This is a genomic window from Promicromonospora alba, from assembly GCF_042654905.1.
GTDB classification, from domain to species: domain Bacteria; phylum Actinomycetota; class Actinomycetes; order Actinomycetales; family Cellulomonadaceae; genus Promicromonospora; species Promicromonospora alba.
Genome location: NZ_JBHSFI010000004.1, coordinates 726,105 through 744,615, shown reverse-complemented (window position 1 = coordinate 744,615; position 18,511 = coordinate 726,105). Strand labels below are relative to the sequence as shown.

Annotated in this window: 17 protein-coding genes; 12 read left to right on the top strand and 5 right to left on the bottom strand. The window is 69.0% G+C overall.

Translation table 11 applies throughout. The annotated features are described in order from the left end of the window. The first annotated feature begins 61 nt into the window (after positions 1-61). Together ACFO6V_RS14260 and ACFO6V_RS14255 are read left to right on the top strand one after the other, a co-directional pair. Positions 62-859 (top strand): glycosyltransferase family 2 protein, encoded by a 798-nt coding sequence (locus ACFO6V_RS14260; protein ID WP_377136406.1) that lies wholly within the window; start codon positions 62-64, stop codon positions 857-859. Positions 860-898: 39 nt separating this feature from the next. Further along, positions 899-2,017 (top strand): diacylglycerol/lipid kinase family protein, encoded by a 1,119-nt coding sequence (locus tag ACFO6V_RS14255; RefSeq protein WP_377136404.1) that lies wholly within the window; start codon positions 899-901, stop codon positions 2,015-2,017. 27 nt (positions 2,018-2,044) lie between these two features. Here the strand turns inward: ACFO6V_RS14255 and ACFO6V_RS14250 are convergent, their stop codons facing one another. Further along, on the bottom strand, positions 2,045-4,420 hold the full coding sequence (locus ACFO6V_RS14250) for a hypothetical protein (RefSeq protein ID WP_377136402.1): 2,376 nt from the start codon (positions 4,418-4,420) through the stop codon (positions 2,045-2,047). A 117-nt stretch (positions 4,421-4,537) separates the two neighbouring features. Continuing rightward, positions 4,538-4,843, bottom strand: a complete 306-nt coding sequence (locus ACFO6V_RS14245; RefSeq protein WP_377136400.1) for a LysR family transcriptional regulator — start codon at positions 4,841-4,843, stop codon at positions 4,538-4,540. Positions 4,844-5,107: 264 nt separating this feature from the next. On the opposite strand from ACFO6V_RS14245, the gene ACFO6V_RS14240 reads away from it, so the two are divergent. The 7 genes from ACFO6V_RS14240 (at position 5,108) to ACFO6V_RS14210 (ending at position 11,430) form a co-directional block, all read left to right on the top strand. Beyond that, complete coding sequence (locus ACFO6V_RS14240) at positions 5,108-5,593, top strand: hypothetical protein (RefSeq protein ID WP_377136398.1); 486 nt, start codon at positions 5,108-5,110, stop codon at positions 5,591-5,593. A 68-nt stretch (positions 5,594-5,661) separates the two neighbouring features. Continuing rightward, positions 5,662-6,363 carry an ATP-binding cassette domain-containing protein gene (locus ACFO6V_RS14235; RefSeq protein ID WP_377136396.1) on the top strand — a complete coding sequence of 234 codons (702 nt, stop codon included), beginning with the start codon at positions 5,662-5,664 and terminating at the stop codon, positions 6,361-6,363. Next, positions 6,360-7,679 (top strand): hypothetical protein, encoded by a 1,320-nt coding sequence (locus ACFO6V_RS14230; RefSeq protein ID WP_377136394.1) that lies wholly within the window; start codon positions 6,360-6,362, stop codon positions 7,677-7,679. The genes ACFO6V_RS14235 and ACFO6V_RS14230 overlap by 4 nt, the downstream gene beginning before the upstream one ends. Beyond that, positions 7,676-8,320: a hypothetical protein gene (locus ACFO6V_RS14225; RefSeq protein WP_377136392.1), complete on the top strand. Its 645-nt coding sequence runs from the start codon at positions 7,676-7,678 to the stop codon at positions 8,318-8,320. Before ACFO6V_RS14230 ends, ACFO6V_RS14225 begins: the two co-directional genes overlap by 4 nt. Next, positions 8,317-9,588 carry a serine--tRNA ligase gene (gene serS / locus ACFO6V_RS14220; protein WP_377136390.1) on the top strand — a complete coding sequence of 424 codons (1,272 nt, stop codon included), beginning with the start codon at positions 8,317-8,319 and terminating at the stop codon, positions 9,586-9,588. Before ACFO6V_RS14225 ends, serS begins: the two co-directional genes overlap by 4 nt. 103 nt (positions 9,589-9,691) lie before the next feature. Continuing rightward, positions 9,692-10,474, top strand: a complete 783-nt coding sequence (locus ACFO6V_RS14215; protein WP_377136616.1) for an HAD family hydrolase — start codon at positions 9,692-9,694, stop codon at positions 10,472-10,474. A gap of 104 nt (positions 10,475-10,578) precedes the next feature. Then, the gene (locus ACFO6V_RS14210; RefSeq protein ID WP_377136388.1) at positions 10,579-11,430 is read left to right on the top strand and encodes an HAD family hydrolase; all 852 of its coding nucleotides are present in this window, start codon (positions 10,579-10,581) and stop codon (positions 11,428-11,430) included. A gap of 91 nt (positions 11,431-11,521) precedes the next feature. Here the strand turns inward: ACFO6V_RS14210 and map are convergent, their stop codons facing one another. Then, positions 11,522-12,301: a type I methionyl aminopeptidase gene (gene map / locus ACFO6V_RS14205; RefSeq protein WP_377136386.1), complete on the bottom strand. Its 780-nt coding sequence runs from the start codon at positions 12,299-12,301 to the stop codon at positions 11,522-11,524. Between the two features lie 289 nt (positions 12,302-12,590). On the opposite strand from map, the gene ACFO6V_RS14200 reads away from it, so the two are divergent. The 3 genes from ACFO6V_RS14200 (at position 12,591) to ACFO6V_RS14190 (ending at position 16,019) form a co-directional block, all read left to right on the top strand. Further along, positions 12,591-13,988, top strand: coding sequence for an ABC transporter substrate-binding protein (locus tag ACFO6V_RS14200; RefSeq protein WP_377136384.1), 1,398 nt, complete (start codon positions 12,591-12,593; stop codon positions 13,986-13,988). 121 nt (positions 13,989-14,109) lie between these two features. Beyond that, positions 14,110-15,096, top strand: coding sequence for a carbohydrate ABC transporter permease (locus tag ACFO6V_RS14195; RefSeq protein ID WP_377136382.1), 987 nt, complete (start codon positions 14,110-14,112; stop codon positions 15,094-15,096). After that, complete coding sequence (locus ACFO6V_RS14190) at positions 15,093-16,019, top strand: carbohydrate ABC transporter permease (RefSeq protein ID WP_377136380.1); 927 nt, start codon at positions 15,093-15,095, stop codon at positions 16,017-16,019. The genes ACFO6V_RS14195 and ACFO6V_RS14190 overlap by 4 nt, the downstream gene beginning before the upstream one ends. 86 nt (positions 16,020-16,105) lie before the next feature. On the opposite strand, the gene ACFO6V_RS14185 is transcribed toward ACFO6V_RS14190, so the two are convergent. After that, positions 16,106-16,666: a methylated-DNA--[protein]-cysteine S-methyltransferase gene (locus ACFO6V_RS14185; protein WP_377136378.1), complete on the bottom strand. Its 561-nt coding sequence runs from the start codon at positions 16,664-16,666 to the stop codon at positions 16,106-16,108. Between the two features lie 67 nt (positions 16,667-16,733). Next, on the bottom strand, positions 16,734-18,389 hold the full coding sequence (locus ACFO6V_RS14180) for an AlkA N-terminal domain-containing protein (protein WP_377136376.1): 1,656 nt from the start codon (positions 18,387-18,389) through the stop codon (positions 16,734-16,736). Positions 18,390-18,511 lie beyond the last annotated feature (122 nt).

Genomic DNA, 18,511 nt, shown 5'->3' with positions numbered 1-18,511 from the left:
ACCAAGCAAAGGACTATCCGGTCACCCACCAAGGCAAATCGACGCTTCAGGCAGGACAGGTGTGAACGCTCTCCCGGTCGCGAAGACCACGCGTCCCGGCAATGCTCAGGCAGGTAAGAACGTCCAGCGGGTGGCGGCGGTCATCCCCGCCAAGGACGAGGCCGAGCGCATTGCCGCGACCGTGCGCTCTGCGCGCGCGATCCCTCATGTCGACCTCGTGCTCGTGGTCGACGACGGCTCCGAGGACGACACGCAGCACGTTGCTCGTGCCGCCGGCGCCGTCGTCGTGCGCCACTCGCACAATCGCGGCAAGGCCGCCGCGATGGAGACGGGTGCCGCAGTCGTCGCGATGCGCGACGCGGACGGTCGCCCGCCGCGCCTGCTCATGTTCATCGACGGCGACCTCGGCGACACCGCCGTGAACACGGCACCGCTGGTCCGTCCGGTTCGCGAGGGCGTGGCCGATCTCGCGATCGCCCTGCTGCCCAAGCAGGCCGGCGCGGGCGGGCGCGGCATAGTCGTCGGCGCGGCCCGCCGGGCGATCGAGGCGATGACGGGCTGGAGCCCGTCGCAGCCGCTGTCCGGCATGCGCTGCCTCACCCGTGAGGCCTTCGAGGCGGCCACCCCGCTGGCGCGTGGCTGGGGTGTCGAGACGGGCATGACCATCGACCTGCTGCGCAAGGGGTATGTCGCCGTGGAGGTGCCCTGTGATCTCAAGCACCGCGCCTCGACGAACGACCTCAAGGGACAGATCCACCGGGCCGCGCAGTACCGCGACGTCCTGCTGGCCGTGAACGCGCGCAAGATGCGCGGCGCGGTGGACGCGGTGCGGCACGCGGGCTCGAACGTCCGCAGCTGATGCGCGGGCGCCACCGCGCGTGCCCCGTACCCTGATCCCATGGGGTGGCAGGTCTGGCTAGGGATTGCCGCGATCAGCGTCGCCGTGCTGGCACTTGCCGTCGCCATCGGCGTCTGGACGCAGCAGGCACGGATGCGGCGCCGCGACCCGCACCGGGCGACGCCGCAGAGCGTGCAGGCCGCACCGCAGCTCGCGGTGATCGTGAACCCTTCCAAGCAGGGCGCGAGCGGCCTGGCGCTCGAGGTTCGCGCCCACTGCAGGGCCCACGGTCTTCCGGAACCGCTCTGGTACGAGACGACGGTGGAGGACCCCGGCAAGGGCCAGGCCCGGCAGGCGCTCGACGACGGCGCCGACATAGTCGTCGCCGCGGGCGGTGACGGGACGGTCCGGGCCGTCGCCGAGACCATGGTCGCCTCCGGCAAGCCGATGGGTGTCCTGCCCGTCGGCACCGGCAACCTCCTGGCCCGGAACCTCGAGCTGCCGCTGACGAACGTCGACCATGCCCTCGACGTGATCGTGCACGGCCGCTCGCGCCCCATCGACGTCGGCTGGCTGCGGGTGACCGAGTTCGCGGAGGCGCCGCGTAACGGCGACCATCCCAACCAGCCCGACCACGAGCCCGACACGGAGCGCGAGCACATCTTCCTGGTGATCGCCGGCCTCGGGTTCGACGCGGCGATGGTCGCCACAGCGGACGCGGACCTGAAGAAGCGGGTGGGCTGGGTCGCCTACTTCGTGGCCGGGCTCTCGCACCTGCAGGCCCGGCGGATGCGCGCCACCCTGCAGCTCGACGACAGCCCGCCGGTCGAGGCCCGCGCCCGGTCGATCATGGTCGGCAACTGCGGCCTGCTCCCCGGCGGCGTCACCCTGCTGCCGGACGCCGTGCTCGACGACGGGGTGCTCGACGTGGCCGCCGTCGACGTCCGTGGTGGGGTGTTCGGGTGGGCCCAGCTGACGTTCGAGATCGCCATGCAGGGTGTGGGGGTGCGCAACGACCTGCCGGAGAAGCTGGGCCGCATCGACCACACCAAGGCGCGCCGGGCGCGGATCCGCGTGCCGGCGGGCGAGGAGGCCCAGGTCGACGGTGACCCGCTCGGGCGGGCGGTCGAGATCGACGTCCACGTCCAGGCGGGTGCCCTGCTGGTCCGAGCACCGTGACCGCTCGGGCCGTCCGTCAACCGTCCGTCAACGCGCCGGAACTGAGCGGCTCGAAGGAATCTCCTTGATCTGCGGGGTGGAGCGTGCGGCGCCGATCACGGCCAGGCCGATCAGGGGCAGCGCCGCGAAGAGCTCGAAGGTGGCGATCCGCATGCCGTAGTCGTTGATGAGTGCGCCGCCGACAGCGGCGACGATCAGGCTCGTCAGCAACGGACGAAGAACTGGCCATGCTCGCTCGGTACGGGTCAGCCATCCCGCCTGGAAGCGAGGCCAGAAGGTGCGCCCGCGCCACAGCAGGAGCCCAAGAGCAACCAGGATCGCCAGCGTGAGCCAGCTCAGGGGATCGGTCCAGAGCGACCGGGCAGCGTAGCCCCCCTTGCGCAGCACGGTCTGCATCGCGGTCCCGTCCAGCACCGACTGGAAGAAGGCGCCGAGGTGCGACCGCTGTTCTGCGGGCCCCAGCCAGTCCAGGAAGCCGATCAGTACGACGAGGAGCACACCCGACCCGCCGACGACGGCGAAGCGTTGCCAGGTGACCCTCGCGCCCGCCACGCCCATGACGAGCACCGCGAAGGTGGGCACGAGTACGAGCCCCCCACCGACGTCCGCTCCGAACTGGGGCAGGAGGTCGATCAGAAGCGTGACCGCACCCACCGAGACGGTGGCGATGATGGCCCACACCCGTCCGAAGCGGCGCTTGACCAGTGTTGCCAGGCAGGCCGCGAAGACCAGCGCGGCCGCCGCGTACACGGAGTACGTCGGGTTGCCGAACCCGTAGTACCGGCCGCCGAGCGTCGGGGCGGCACCCAGGGGGCTTCCCCGGTGCAGCGGTGTGCCGAGCACCGCATCGACCGTGAGCAGCACGAACGTGATGCCTGCGATGATCGCCGGGGCTGCCCAGACCCTGTTCCTGGGTGCGAGGGCGGCGGTGCACGCGACCAGAGCGGTGCTGCCCACCAGTGCCGTCCACATGGGGAGCTCGGTGGCTGCCGGGTTCCACCAGGACCAGGTGGTCATCAGGAACAGAGCTGCCGGGACCGATGCCGCCACGGTCAGGATGCCCGCCGTCGCGCGTGAGGCGCGGCGCGCGAGGACCACGCGACCCCGCTGCCGCAGACGTGGTAGCCCAACAGTGATCATGGCGAAGGCGCCCAGAGCGAGGAACAGGACGCTGGTGGTGACGACGCCCGTGAGCGGCCGCAGCGTGTGGTCCCGCTCGGTCAGGCTGACGAGCTCGGCGACGCTCTCCGCGGTGTCCGCGGTCCGCGCTCCGCTCTGCGTCAGCGGCGACCCGGTGAACTCCGCCGGAGCGGGGATGCCGGCGGCGCTCGTGAGTGTGATCGGCAGGTCGAGCACACGGAACACCCCTACCCACCGGGTGCCGGGCGTCGAGAGGTACTGCCCGGCTTCGCCGGGCTCAGGAGCGGACACGGCGACGCCGAGACTGCTTCGTCCCGGGGCGGGACCGCCGACATCGACGGACAGCACCTGTGCGCTCTCGGGGGCGGCGGCGGAGATCCGGGAGACCATGTCGTCCACGGCTCGGACGTCGGACGCCCGCTCGTTGTCCGCAGCCGGGCCGGGCGGTGTCACTGACGACGCCGGGTCGTCCTGATCGGGCATGTCGTGCGGCGCGGACCCGGCGTCGACAACGGTCAACGGGCAGGAGAAGGCCGCGACCGGGTCGCGTAGCGCTTGCTCGATCGTCAGATAGCGAGAGACCGTTCCGGACGTGTCCGCGAGGACGAGCGCGGCACCGGGGCCGATGGCCGTGGCGCACTTCTCCGAGTCGGCGAAGGCGTCGCCGAGCGTGCCGAGCTGCGGCCTGAAGACCGACCTCTGCTGCAGCGACTGGAGGAAGCTCCAGCCCACGACCTCTGCCGGGCCTGATGCCCCTGTGGTGCCGTGCTCGTCGGCGTCCTCAGCCGTGCCGTCGGCCGGTTCGACGGCCCAGTCCGCGCACCGGTACTCCTTGTCCGCGCCGGAACCCACGGTGCTGCCGGTCAGGACCGTCTGGCCGGAGGACAGCCCGAGCCAGCCGGCCGACGCGCACAGGCTGTTGCTGCCAGCCGTCGTCGGGGTCGCGCCCGCCGCTCCCGCACCGGCGTCCAGCATCTCCCACAGGTGAGGCGTCGTCTCCGGGTCGACGTCCTGCCAGCGAAGCCCGGACGTGCCGATCAGGACGACCGGTCGGTCACGGCTGAGGAGCTTCTGGCTGTCGGTGGTCACGCTTCCGGCCTCGACCGTGCCGGACGGCAGGAGATATGCCGTCATGAGCCCGAGAATCATCAGGCCGGCAGCGGACGCTGCGATGCGGGTCAGAGCTCGACGTCCCCACAACAGTCCGACGATCGTCGCCAGGGCGACGGTGATCGTCGCGGCGAGAGCGTAGAGGTGAATCACTTGACAAGCCTACGTGGCACCGGGCGGATGAAATCGTTGGAACGGTGACGGCTTGGTCACGCTGTGTGCACGTGTCGTCGCGAAACCGTGAGTCGTGAATCGAAGCCGTGCCCGGCCTCACTGCGGGGCAGGGGGAACTCGAGGGGTGTCTTTGTAGCCGGGCGCCGCGACACAGCCGACGCCGTACATCTGGTCGACAAGGGCGAGTGTGGACCTGCCGAGCTGAAGGAATGTGGAACCTTGCTTGGTGGAGACAAAGCGCCCACCCTTGCGAGAGAACAGGGTCACCCCCAGTTTCCGCTCGACACCGTTGAGGTGATTGCTCACGGCTGACACAGAGAGACCGAGAGCCTCTGCTGCTGCGGTGACGGTGCCGAATCGATCGATGGCAACGATTGATCGAATCTGCGGAATGGAAGGCATCTGCGTCACCTGTAACCGTTCTGGGGTGTCGAGCAACCTAACACGTCGAATGGTCGGTATACAGGTTCTCAAGGGTGAAATTTGCGTTATCTTTGAAGTTGCGAGGGCGTATCTTATCAGAATCAATAGTTCTTGTATAGTTCTGAAGGATGTTTCCACGGATCGTGGAACCTTCTGGGCATTGGTCGACTTTCATCCGTACGCCTCCTAGGGTCCAGGCGGGCAGGGCGTGGTGCCCTGCTCAGGACAAGGGGAGGTAGAGCTATGAGCCGATGGCTGCGCAGCTTGCTGGTGGGGATGGCGGTCACCGCGGGGCTGGTGGGTGCTGGAACCGGTGCACAGGCGCTCCAGAACTGGGGAACGATCAACGCCTACGACAGCAACAACGTCCGTCTGGGCAGTGCGTACGGTACGGCGTACTTCGACGACAATTCCGGCGACAAGTGGTTCTTCAAGTCGCACTACACCGATCGCCGGGACAACGGAAACGGGGTCTACACGAACACGGCGTGGTACTTCAACGGCAGCTTCTGCTACCCGGCCGGCGAGGGCAGCGTGGGCTGCTCCTCAGGCTGGTACGGGGACGGGTCCACCAACACGGCGGTGACCAGCGCCACGAAGACGGGCTACTCCGGCAAGCTGCTCAAGGGAACGGCTGAATCGATTCGTGGCGGTATCAAGATCTGCCAGTCAGACTCATTCGCTGACACCTGCAGCGGTCAGACCTTCAGGGGTATGAGCTACCGCTGAGACGAGTTCGCGAGATCGGGCCCATCGGTGCAGACGCGCCGATGGGCCCTTGCCGAGGAGGGGGAGCGATGATCGCTGTCGAGGGTGTTTCACTCAAGCGGGGAAGGCGCCGCGTGCTGGAGTCGGCAACTGCCACGTTCGACTCGCGAACGACCGTGGTGATGGGCAGGAACGGGTCGGGGAAATCGTCTCTGCTGCAGGCCATCGTGGGCATATTGCCTTATTCGGGAAATATTGAGGTAGAGGGAATCGGCGTGCAGGGGACAAACGCCTCCCGGCTCGCAAGCGCTGTCGGCTACGCACCCCAGTCCATTCGTTGGCCCCGGGGGATGACGGTGGCCGACGTCGTGGCACTCGCGGCCCAGTTGCGTGGGGTGCCCAGGAACCGGGTTCGCTCGGAGGCCGATCGCTGTCTCGAGATGACCGGGATCCTTGATATCCGGTCGCATCGGGTCGCGCGTCTCTCTGGTGGGCAGCACCGTCGGCTGACGGTGGCTCAAGCCCTCGTTCATCGGCCTCAGGTGCTCGTTCTGGACGAACCGACCGCAGAGGCAGACCCAGTATTCTCTGACGACTTCGCAACACTCGTGCGGGAGCTCGACGCGACATCGATCATCGCGAGCACGAACTCCGTGGAAGACGCGATTCGCTGGGGCGGCGTCATCTATCGGCTGAGCGACGGCGCGATCGTCCGCACCCAGTTCGGGGGGAGTGGCGAGCCGAACGAGGAGATGGCCGCCCTGCGTCGGGAGCTCGGGGTCAGGGCATGAGTCTCCTGATTAGTCACCGCGTGTGGGCGCCGTCACTGCTGGTTGTCCCGGCCGCGCTGGTGCTCACCTTTCTTCTCCTTCAGCAGGACGCGGAGCTCTGGCTCGCAGACGCCGGCTGGGCCTGGGTCAACTGGTCGACACAAGCACTCGTGCTCGCACCGCTGCTCGGCGCGGCCACCGCATGGTCGACAGCCGAGGTGACTGCCCACGGACGTCGTGACTGGACCGCGTCGACGGTTCGAGGGCAGGTCTACACGGTGCTGCCGCTCGTGGCAGGTGTTGCCACCGGACTCGCGGTGCTGCTCCTGACCGCGGCGGTCGTCGCGGTGCTGCGAGACGGTGCGGGCGACGACATGAACTGGTTCCTGCCGGCCCTGGCCACCGCACTGTCCTCCACGGTCACCTGTGTCGCTCTTGGCGCGATCGTCGCCAGGATCTGGCCGCGCCAGCTGGTCGCCGGATTCGTCCTGGTGCTGGAGTGGGCAGTCTCGGCCGGGTTGGCCGACACCTTCGGTATGGGAGGTCTGCTGGGCCTCGACGGAGCATCGATTCCGCTCGTCGGCTACGAGTTCCGGCTCGATCTCCTGGCGAACAGAGCAATGGTCGCCCTGTTGCTGCTGGGGCTCGCCGTCGTGGTCGTCGCACCGCGGCGCTGGTCCGCTCGATCGGTCGCGCGGCGCGGCCTGGCTCTCGGCCTGGCGCTCGCGGTGCCCTTTGTCGTGTACGGGCCTGGCCTGCTCGCGGACACACCTGACGTACAGAGCGACCCGACCGCGACGGCATCGGAGTGCCTGGACGCGGTGGACGGCGGCGTGAGGGTATGTGTTCTGCCCGGCGGAGAGAGGTCTCTGCCGGATCTGGTGCGTAGCTTCGGTGACCTGGAAGCGGCTCGGGCGGAGCTGGGGCTCGCCCCGGTGGGCGAGTTCCGGCAGCGAACTCCCGGTGAACATTTCCGCAGGCTGGACGGAAGGATCGACCTCGAACCGGACGAACGAGTGAGCACGTTCGAAGTACCGATGACCGGCAGTGCTGCCCTTTCTGCCGCTGTCTCGCTCACCGTGCAGCCCGAGTGCGCTGACGGACGAGAAGAGGACGACCCCGAGCACTGGGTGGAGATGCTGGTGGTCCTCGGCTGGTGGACCGCCACGTCCATCGCTGACAGCCCGGAGGTGAACGAGTACGTCCTTCCGGGCGATCCGATCATCGCGAGGTTCAAGGAGCTGGACGCCGAGGCGCGAGCGGACTACCTCCGTGCGGCACTTACCGCCGTCGGCACCTGTGACCTGTCGGACGTGCCTCTGCTCCGGACATCGTGATCCGCGTCGTGCGCGCCGCTGGCGGCGCGGCAGCTCTCGGCCTGTTCGGGTGCGCGATGGTCACCGAGCTTCTCCTCGGCGAGCAGCAGCTGTCCTGGCCAGGTGCGATGGAGCCGGTACCGGTGAGCGCCGTGGCAGGTCTCCTGAGCTCTGCCGGCGTGCTGATCACCTCATGGCCTGTGCTCCACTGGAGCGCTTGGCGACCGGTGGTGCCCGCCTGGCGCATCGACCTCGCGCTGCTGCTCGGATCCGCAGGTGTCCATGTCGCCTTGGGAGTGGTGCTCCAATCCATCTCGGAACGTGCCGTGCTGTGGGGCTGGCTGGCGATCGCGGGCCTGGCCTTGCTCGGCCTGGCAGCCACGGGACGAGCGCTCGGGGGGTTGGCGGCTGCCGGAGTCGGAGTCATGGGGCTTGCGTTGCTGCCGATGGCGTCCGGACCGGGCATCGGCCGGCTCCTCCGCGTCCAGGAGTGGTTCTCGCCGCTCGTCCGGCAGGAGGCGCAGTGGTTCTGCGTGGGTCTCTTCGCTCTCGGCATCGCCTGTGCACTCCTCAGGATCCTCGGGCGTGGGAGACACCTGATGGCGAGTCGGGGATCTGATGCCGGACCGGCCGCCCCTGCCCCGATAGGCTCACCCCTGTGATCGATCTCCGACTTCTGCGCGACAACCCTGACGTAGTCCGCGCGAGCCAGGTGGCCCGCGGCGACGACCCCGACCTCGTGGACGTGGTGCTCGACGCCGACGCGCGCCGCCGCTCGTCCCTGTCGGAGTTCGAGAACCTGCGCGCCGAGCAGAAGTCCCTGGGCAAGCAGGTGGCCCAGGCGCAGGGCGACGAGAAGCAGGCCCTGCTGGCGCGCACCAAGCAGCTCGCCCAGGACGTCAAGCAGCACCAGGCGACGGCCACGGAGGCCGAGCAGGAGCTCGACCGCGTGCTGTACTCGATCGCCAACGTGATCGAGGGTGCGCCGGCCGGCGGCGAGGAGGACTTCGTCGAGCTCAAGCAGGTGGGTCGGCGTCGCGACTTCGCGGCAGAGGGCTTCGAGCCCAAGGACCACCTGGAGCTGGGCGAGGGCCTGCGCGCCATCGACACCAAGCGCGGGGCCAAGGTGTCCGGTGCGCGGTTCTACTTCCTCACCGGCATCGGCGCGCGCCTGGAGCTGGCGTTGCTGAACATGGCGATGGACCAGGCGGTGCAGGAGGGCTTCACGCCCATGATCACGCCGACCCTCGTCAAGCCCGAGACCATGCAGGGCACGGGCTTCCTTGGCGCGCACGCCGACGAGATCTACCGCCTCGAGAAGGACGACCTGTACCTCGTCGGCACCTCGGAGGTGGCCCTCGCCGGCTACCACAGCGACGAGATAGTCGACCTGTCCGACGGGCCGATGCGGTACGCCGGCTGGAGCGCCTGCTACCGCCGCGAGGCGGGTTCGGCGGGCCGCGACACGCGCGGCATCATTCGCGTGCACCAGTTCCACAAGGTCGAGATGTTCAGCTACTGCGCCCCCGAGGACGCCGAGGCGGAGCACCAGCGCCTGCTGGGCTGGGAAGAGGCCATGATGGCCAAGGTCGAGCTGCCCTACCGCGTCATCGACACGGCCGCGGGCGACCTCGGCTCCTCGGCGGCCCGGAAGTTCGACTGCGAGGCGTGGCTGCCCACCCAGGAGCGCTGGCTGGAGCTCACGTCGACGTCCAACTGCACGACGTTCCAGGCCCGCCGCCTGGGCGTGCGCGAGCGCACCGAGGACGGGTCCACCCGGAACGTGGCGACGCTGAACGGCACGCTGGGCACCACACGCTGGATCGTCGCCATCCTGGAGAACCACCAGCAGCCGGACGGCTCGGTCTACGTCCCGGAGGCCCTGCGTCCCTACCTGGGCGGCCTGGAGCTCCTGGAGCCCACCAAGTAGCCCAAGTAGCCCACCAAGCGAACCGGCAGGTCTTCCGTCCCTGGTCGGTTGGTGTTCACGTTCCGGTCGGTAGGCTGCGGGTGTGCCCAGCGACAGCGACCGAATGCTCGTAGCCCTCGACATCGACGGCACGCTCGTCACCTATGACGAAGTGCTGTCCGATGCCGCGCGGGACGCCGTCGCCGCCGTGCGCGCGGCCGGGCACCACGTGGTGCTCGCCTCGGGCCGGTCGCTCATCGCGATGACGCCTATCGCGGCGGAGCTGAAGATCGAGGAGTCCTGGATCGTCGCGTCGAACGGCGCCGTGACCGCGCGTCTCGACCCGTCCGCCGACATGGGCTACACCCTGGAACGGGTGGAGACGTTCGACCCGCAGCCGGTGCTCCGCATGCTCAAGGAGGAGCTCCCGCACGCGCGCTACGCGGTCGAGGACGTCGGCGTGGGCTTCCGGATGACCGAGCTCTTCCCCGACGGGGAGCTCAACGGTGAGCACCGCGTCGTCGACTTCGAGGAGCTGTGGGCGGGGCACGTCACCCGGGTGGTTGTGCGCAGTCCCGGAGAGACCAGTGCGGAGTTCCACGAGATCGCCGCGCGCCTCGGGTTCGACGACGTGACCTACGCCGTCGGCTGGTCCGCGTGGATGGACATCGCGCCCCAGGGAGTGACCAAGGCGTCCGCCCTGGAGCAGGTACGCAAGGAGCTCGGCGTGGCGGCCGGGAACACGGTCGCCGTGGGCGACGGAAGCAACGACATCGATATGCTGCGCTGGGCGGCTCGAGGCGTGGCCATGGGTCATGCGGCGGAAGCGGTCCGGGCGGCAGCGAACGAAGTGACGGCATCGATCGAGGACGACGGTGTTGTGAAAGTGCTCAGATCCCTACTTTGATGGTAAAAATAGCCAACTGCTAGTGCCACGGGTGAAAGTTATCCGTGCAAAGGTATGGATCACTGACCGAAAGCCTGTACATTTGGGCGCGATCCGTCGAGAGTGTGACGGCGCTCACGGTGCCATGGGGGTACGTGATGATCCTGGACGACCAGCCGGTGTCCATGCGAGTGCGCAACGACGCGCCTCATCTGGTCGCTCTCGACATCGACGGGACCCTGTTGGTCACCGGGCAGCGGGTGCCCGAGCCGACGGTTCTGGCCGTGCAGCTGGTCCGTGGCCGGAAGCATCACGTGGTCCTGGCGTCTGGCCGGTCGTTGACGGGAATCCTGCCCGTGGCCAAGCAGCTGGGGATCACCGACGGGTGGGTCGTCGCCTCCAACGGAGCCGTCACGGCACGCCTGTGCGACACCTGCGCCGGCGGCTACATGCTCGAGGACGTCCTCACGTTCGACGTCGGACCGGTGGCGCAGATGGCGCTCAGCCGGTTCCCGGACGTGCAGATCGGCGTCGAGGAGATCGGCGTCGGCTACCGCGTCAACCGGACCTTCGAGCCGCACGAGGTCAACGGCGCGCAGCGCGTGGTCCCGGTGAGCGAGCTGGGCGGGCTGCCCGCGTCACGCGCGATCCTGCGCGGCCCGGACGTCCTGGACCTGCTCGATCCGTTGCGCCGGCACGGCGTCACCGCCACACAGGCCGGTCCGGACTGGATCGACGTGACACCTCGGCACCTGAGCAAGGCGACGTCGCTGGAGACCATCCGCGCCACGCTCGGTGTCCCGCAGCACAACACGTTCGCCGTCGGGGACGGCATCAACGACATCGAGATGCTGACCTGGGCCGCTCGCGCCGTGGCGATGGGGCACGCGCCCGAAGCGGTGAAGGCGATCGCTCACGAGACGGTGGGCGACATCTCGCAGCACGGCGTGATCCAGGCCCTCAAGACCCTGCTCTGACGACGCATTCGCCGAAGTAGAGCGCCTGTCCGAATCTCCCCCGTGTCACCAGGGAGAATCGGACAGGCGCTCTACTTCGGCGGACGCGACGTCAGTCGCGCGCCGTGAGGATCAGCGGGCCGTCCTCCGTGATCGCGATCGTGTGCTCCGAGTGCGCCCCGCGGGACCCGTCCTTCGACCGCAGCGTCCAGCCGTCGGGGTCGGTGAAGATCTCGTCGGTCGTCTCGAGGAACCACGGCTCGACGGCGATGACGAGGCCCGGCTTGAGCGGGAACCCACGGCCGGCGCGCCCGTTGTTCGGCACGTGCGGGTCGCCGTGCATGGTGCGGCCTACGCCGTGCCCGCCGAAGTCCGTGTTGATCGAGTAGCCGGCGGCGTGCGCCACCTCGGCGATCGCGGCGGAGATGTCGCCGATCTTCTTGCCCGGCTGCGCGGCGGCGATGCCCGCCTCCAGCGCGACCTCGGTGGTGCGGATCAGCTTCGAGTCGGCCTCGGCGCGGCCGGGGGCGGGCGTGCCCACGACGATCGACAGCGCGGAGTCGGAGACCCAGCCGTTCACGGACGCCGCGAAGTCGATGGACAGCAGGTCGCCGTCCTTGAGCCGGTAGTCGAACGGCAGGCCGTGCAGTACGGCGTCGTTCACCGACGTGCAGATGGTCTTGCCGAACGGCATGGCGCCGAAGGACGGGTGGTAGTCGATGTAGCACGACTCCGCACCCTGGTCGCGGATCATCTTGTGCGCGATCTCGTCCAGCTCGAGCAGGTTCACGCCCACCCCCGCGGCCTCGCGGACGGCGAGCAGCACGTCCGCGACGAAGCGTCCCGCCGGGCGCATCTCCTCGATCTCCCGCGGCGTCCTCAGCTCGATCATGTCCGTCCTTCCGTAGGTGCACCAGGGATCTGGCGGCACAAGCCTACGTCCCAGCGGGAACCGCCGATCTGGCGAGCGCTTCGTCCCGTTGCGCGAAGGCGACCTCGGGTTTCACCCGCCTTGGGCCGATCGGGCGATTGCAACGGTTTCGTAATGCAAGGCGGTGCTGTATGGGCTTGCATTGGATCGTGAACCACGGTTGCGTGGAGGAAGGGCAACCTGGCAGTCTGCCGGTCCGTCCCCGCACGTCAGAGGGTTCTCAGCCCACGAAGCAGTGGAGGAGTACGAGATGACTATCCGGATGGCTTCCAAGCGCCGAGCGGTCGCCCTAGCGGCGACCGGCGCGAGCCTGGCCCTGATCCTGTCGGCCTGTGCCGATACAGATGACGGTGGAGACGGCGGTGGCGGAGGCGGCGAGGCGGAATCCTTCGAGATCGACTGCGCCGCCTACGACGAGTTCGGTGAGCTCGACGGCAAGACGGTCTCCGTCTACACGACGATCGTCGAGCCGGAGGCGGAGACCCAGGAGGCCTCCTACGACCCGTTCGAGGAGTGCACGGGAATCACCATCGAGTACGAGCCCTCGCGCGAGATGGAGGCGCAGCTTCCCGTGCGCGTCCAGGCCGGCAACCCGCCGGACATCGCGATCCTGCCGCAGCCGGGTCTGCTGCAGACCCTGGTGCGCCAGTACGACGCCGTCCTGCCCGCCCCGGAGCAGGTCGAGGCAAACGTCGACGAGGGCTGGGCTCCGGAGTGGAAGGAGTACGGCACGGTTGACGGCACGTTCTACGCCGCACCGCTGGGCTCCAACGTGAAGTCCTACGTCTGGTACTCGCCGTCCATGTTCGAGGAGGCGGGCTACGAGGTCCCGGAGACCTGGGACGACATGATGGCGCTCACCGAAGAGATCGCCGCGAACAACGAGGGCGCCACGCGGCCCTGGTGCGCGGGTGTCGAGTCCGGTGACGCCACCGGGTGGCCGGCCACCGACTGGATCGAGGACGTGGTGCTCCGCACTGCCGGTCCTGACGTCTACGACCAGTGGTACAAGCACGAGATCCCGTTCAACGACCCGCAGATCGTCGATGCCTTCGACACGGCCGGCGAGATCCTCAAGAACCCGGACCACGTGAACGGTGGCCTGGGCGAGGTCGACTCCATCGCCTCGGCGTCCTGGACGGATGCCGGCTTCCAGATCCTGGAAGGCAACTGCTGGATGCACCGCGCGGCGAACTTCTACCAGACGCAGTGGCCCGAGGGCACCGAGGTGGCGCCCGACGGCGACGTCTACGCCTTCTACCTGCCGGCCGAGACCACCGAGGAGCGCCCGACCCTGGTGGCCGGCGAGTTCATCGGTGCATTCGCCGACCGTCCCGAGGTGCAGGCGTTCCAGACCTACCTGTCCAGCTCCGACTGGGCCAACGCCAAGGCGGCGGCCACCCCCGCCGGTGGCTGGGTGAGCGCCAACAACGGCCTGGACCAGGAGCTGCTCGCCACGGACTTCGACCGGCTCTCGGCCGAGATCCTCGCCGACCCTGCCACGGTGGCGCGGTTCGACGCCTCCGACCTGATGCCGTCCGAGGTCGGTGCCGGCTCGTTCTGGGCCGAGATCACCGAGTGGTTCGCCTCTGACCGCAGCAGCCAGGAGGTCACGGACAACATCGAGAACTCCTGGCCGTCGAACTGACGCCCGCCTCTCGCATATGACGCGCGGAGGCGTGGGACCTGAGTCCCACGCCTCCGCCGTCCTAGGCTGAGGGCGGGACCAGTCAAGGACGACCGGACCAGGACAGCGACAGGAGATAGCCATGGACTGGCTGCTGCATGCCGGGGACGACCCGGTACACAAAATTTTGCTGATGCTCATCGCGATCGCGCTCTTCGTCGTGGTGATGGCCCTGATCCTCTTCGTGGTGGACCGACGACGGAACCCGTCGAAGTGGTTCGTCGCAGCCGGATTCGTGGGCCCCGCGCTGGTGCTCCTCGCGGTCGGTCTCCTCTATCCGGCCGGTGGGACGATTGTGAACTCGTTCCAGAACAAGACCGGTTCCGAGTTCGTCGGCTTCGACAACTACGCCCGCGCGTTCACTGAGCCGGCGTTCCTGCTCGTCCTGGGGAACACCGCCCTGTGGGTGCTGGTAGCGCCGTTCGTGGCCACGTTCATCGGTCTGGTCTACGCGGTGGTGGTGGACCACAGCCGGTTCGAGAAGTTCGCGAAGGCGCTCGTCTTCCTGCCCATGGCCATCTCGATGGTGGGCGCGAGCATCATCTGGAAGTTCGTCTATGAGTACAGGCCCGAGGGTGTGGACCAGACGGGCCTGCTCAACCAGCTCCTGGTGTGGGTCGGCGGCACGCCGACGCAGTTCCTGCTGGAGCGTCCGGGCAACACGCTCCTGCTCATGGTGGTGCTCATCTGGATCCAGACCGGCTTCTCGATGACGCTGCTCTCGGCCTCCATCCGTGCGATCCCTACGGACATCGTCGAGGCGGCGCGCCTGGACGGACTGTCAGGTCTCGGCATGTTCTGGCGCATCACGATCCCGAGCATCCGCCCGGCGCTCGTCGTCGTGCTGACCACGATCGCCATGACCACGCTCAAGGCCTTCGACATCGTCCGCACCATGACCGCCGGCCGGTACGGCACCTCGGTCGTGGCCAACGAGTTCTACGAGCAGAGCTTCCGACAGCTCAACCCCGGCATGGGCGCTGCTCTCGCCGTCCTGCTCTTCGTCATCGTCATCCCGGTGATCATCTACAACGTGCGCCAGATGCGCCTGGCTGAGGAGGTCCGATGAGTACCACTCAGCCGGCCGTCACGCCGAGGGTGACCCCTCCGGTGTCGGACGTCAGCGAACGGGCGCGCAGGGCGAAGAAGTCGCTCACCTCCCCGTGGGCGAGCGCGATCGCCCTCATCATCGCGATCATCTGGACCGTGCCGACCGTGGGGCTGCTGGTCACCTCGTTCCGGCCCGAGCTCGATATCCGGACCAGCGGCTGGTGGACGGTCTTCGGCGACGCGCTCGCGGGCGAGGGCGTGTTCTCGCTGCGCAACTACGAGACAGCGCTGTTCGGCAGCTCGACCAACCTGATCAGCTACTTCGTGAACTCGTTCGTGATCACGCTGCCCGCCGTGTTCATCCCGATCACCGTCGCGCTCCTGGCGGCGTACGCGTTCGCGTGGATCGACTTCAAGGGCCGCGACATCCTGTTCGTGGCGGTGTTCGCGCTGCAGGTCGTGCCCATCCAGATCACGCTCATCCCGTTGCTGTCTGCCTACGTGGGCGCGGGGATCAGCGGCTCGTTCTGGACCATCTGGCTGTCGCACTCGATGTTCGCGCTGCCGCTGGCGATCTTCCTGCTGCACAACTTCATGAAGGACATCCCCGCCTCGCTGGTCGAGGCAGCGCGGGTGGACGGCGCGGGGCACGTGAAGATCTTCTTCTCGGTGATGCTGCCGCTGCTCACACCGGCGATCGCGGCGTTCGGGATCTTCCAGTTCCTGTGGGTGTGGAACGACCTGCTCGTCGCCCTGGTGATGGGTAGCCCCAACACGTTCCCCCTGACGGTGCGCATCGCCGAGATGGCGGGCTCACGTGGTGGCGACTGGCACGTGCTGTCGGCTGGTGCGTTCATCGCGATCGTCGTCCCGCTGTTCGTGTTCCTCTCGCTGCAGCGTTACTTCGTCCGGGGCATGCTGGCGGGTTCGGTCAAGGGCTGATCCCGGGTTCCGCGAAGTAGAGCGCCTGTCCGAAATTCGCTGGTGTCGCCAGGGAGACCCGGACAGGCGCTCTACTTCGCGAATCCCTACTTCGCGGAACCGGTCTCGCGGGCCAGCAGGCTCTCCTTGATCGGCAGGCCGTAGCGGAACCCGCCGAGCGTGCCGTCGGTGCGCAGGATGCGGTGGCACGGCACGAAGAGGGCCGCCGCGTTCATCGCGCACGCCCCCGCGGCCGCCCGCACCGCGGCGGGCCGACCCGCCCGGGCCGCGTATTCGGTATAGGTCAGGCGTTCGCCCGCCTTCACCTCGCGCAGCACGTCCCACGCGTGCGTGCGGAACGGTCCGCTCGCCTGCAGTACCGGCACGCGGCCCGGTGCCCCGTGGTCGCCGTCGTAGTAGGCGCGGACGGCGTCCGCGGCCTCGGCGAGCACGCCGTCCGGCGACGACGGCCGGGCGAACTGCCCCGGACCCGTGTCCGGCCGCAGGATGGGGTGGACGAGGGCGAGCAGCGAGTCGACGTCGTCGGTCCAGCCGCCGGCGAGCACCGCCTCCTGAGCGGGACCGCTCGCCGGGCCGGTCGCGGCGCTCGCTGGGCCGACGAGGATGCTGAACGGGCCGTCCGGGGTGGTGAGAGTGGTCGCGTACATGGTGTTCCTTCCGTGAGTTGAGCTGTCAGACGTACGGGTCACTCAAGTGACCCACTGGTCTGACATGTCAGGCGGAGCGCCAGAGGTGCATGGCGGCGTACGAGCGCCAGGGCGCCCACGCCGCGCCACGTCGGGCGAGCTCCTTGAACTGGTGGGGCCGGGGCGCCTCCGCGGAGACCAGGCCGAGGTTGCGCGCCCCGGCGAGCAGCGCGACGTCGCCGTCCATGAGGACATCCGGGTCGCCGAGCACCCGCAGGGCCACGTAGCCGGCCGTCCAGGGGCCGATACCGGGTCGGGCGACCAGCCGTCGGCGCAGGTCCTCGGGCTCGTCGCCGACGCTGAGGGCGAGCGTGCCGTCCGCGAGGTCGCGGCCGGCGCCGACCACCGTCGCCAGGGTCCGGGCGGGCAGGCGGAGGTGTGTGGGGGCGCCGTCCGCCACCTGGGCGGGGCTGGGGAAGAGGCGGGTGAGGCCCTCGAACGCGGAGGCGTAGGGCGTACCGACACCTCGCGCGAGGCGGGACAGGTGCGTGCGGGCCGCGGCGACGCTGATCTGCTGGCCCACTATGGCTCGGACCAGCAGCTCGGCCGGGTCGAGGGTTCCGGGTACCCGGATGCCCGGCACCGCGGCGACCGACGGCGCGAGCACCGGGTCGGAGGCGAGCGCCGAGTCGACGGCGACCGGGTCGGCGTCGAGGTCCAGCAGGCGTCGCACACGCGCGACGGCGACCGGTGCGTCGGCCAGGTCGGCGAGCTCGAGGTCCAGGTCGACCCGGCCGCTGCCCGGGCGCGGAACGCGCACCTTGAACGCACCAGGACCGTGCGGCAGGGCGAAGGTCCGGGCGTACCGCAGGGCGCTCACGTCCGACGTCTCCACGCCCTCGATCGAGCGGACGGCGAGAAACTCCAGCACCCCCTGCGCGTCGAACGGTTCCCGGACGGGCAGGGTGAGCGAGATCCGCACGGGCTCGTCGACGGTCTCCTGAGCTGAGCCCACGAGGTCGGCATCGTGCACCGAGGTCGACACAGGCCTCGACCGACCTCGGTGCGAGCTGCCGACCTCGGCGTCGGCCCGAAGGGAGCTGCCGACCTCGGCGCTACCCGAGCGCGCGCGACCGCTGGTGCCCGCCGCGCCGCGTCCTGAGCGCCGGGCCCGTGCGCGTACCTCGGACGGCGTCGCGCCGAAGACCTCGGCCACCGTGTCGTTGAACTGCCGGATCGAGCCGAAGCCGGCGGCGAAGGCGACGTCGGCGAGCCGCAGGGACGTACCGACCAGGAGCGCACGCGCGGTCTGCGCGCGCTGGGCCCGGGCCAGCGCCAGCGGCCCTGCCCCCAGCTCACCGACCAGGAGGCGGTGCAGCTGCCGCTCGGAGTAGCCCAGCCGCGTCGCCAGTCCGGAAACTCCCTCGCGGTCCACGACGCCGTCGGCCACGAGGCGCATGGCCCGACCCGTGAGGTCCCGGCGCAGGTCCCAGGCGGGTGTTCCGGGCGCGGCCTCGGGGAGGCAGCGCTTGCAGGCGCGGAACCCGGCCTCGTGCGCGGCGGCCGACGTCAGGTAGAACGCGACGTTCTCCGCCTTCGGCGTACGTGCCGGGCAGGACGGTCGGCAGTAGATGCCCGTGGTGCGGACCGCCGTGTAGAACTGCCCGTCGAAGCGGGAGTCGCGCGCGGCGATGGCGCGGTAACGCTCGGTGAACGCTGGATCGCGAAGCTCGACGTCGGTCATAGCCACCATCCTGCGTTGCGCCCGGACCTCCCGGCTAGCGGGTTTCGGACACCGCGGTGCTCGCGCCGACCGCGGGCGGACGTCGCCCCGGTCGACTCACCCTGTGGATAGATGGCGCGCTT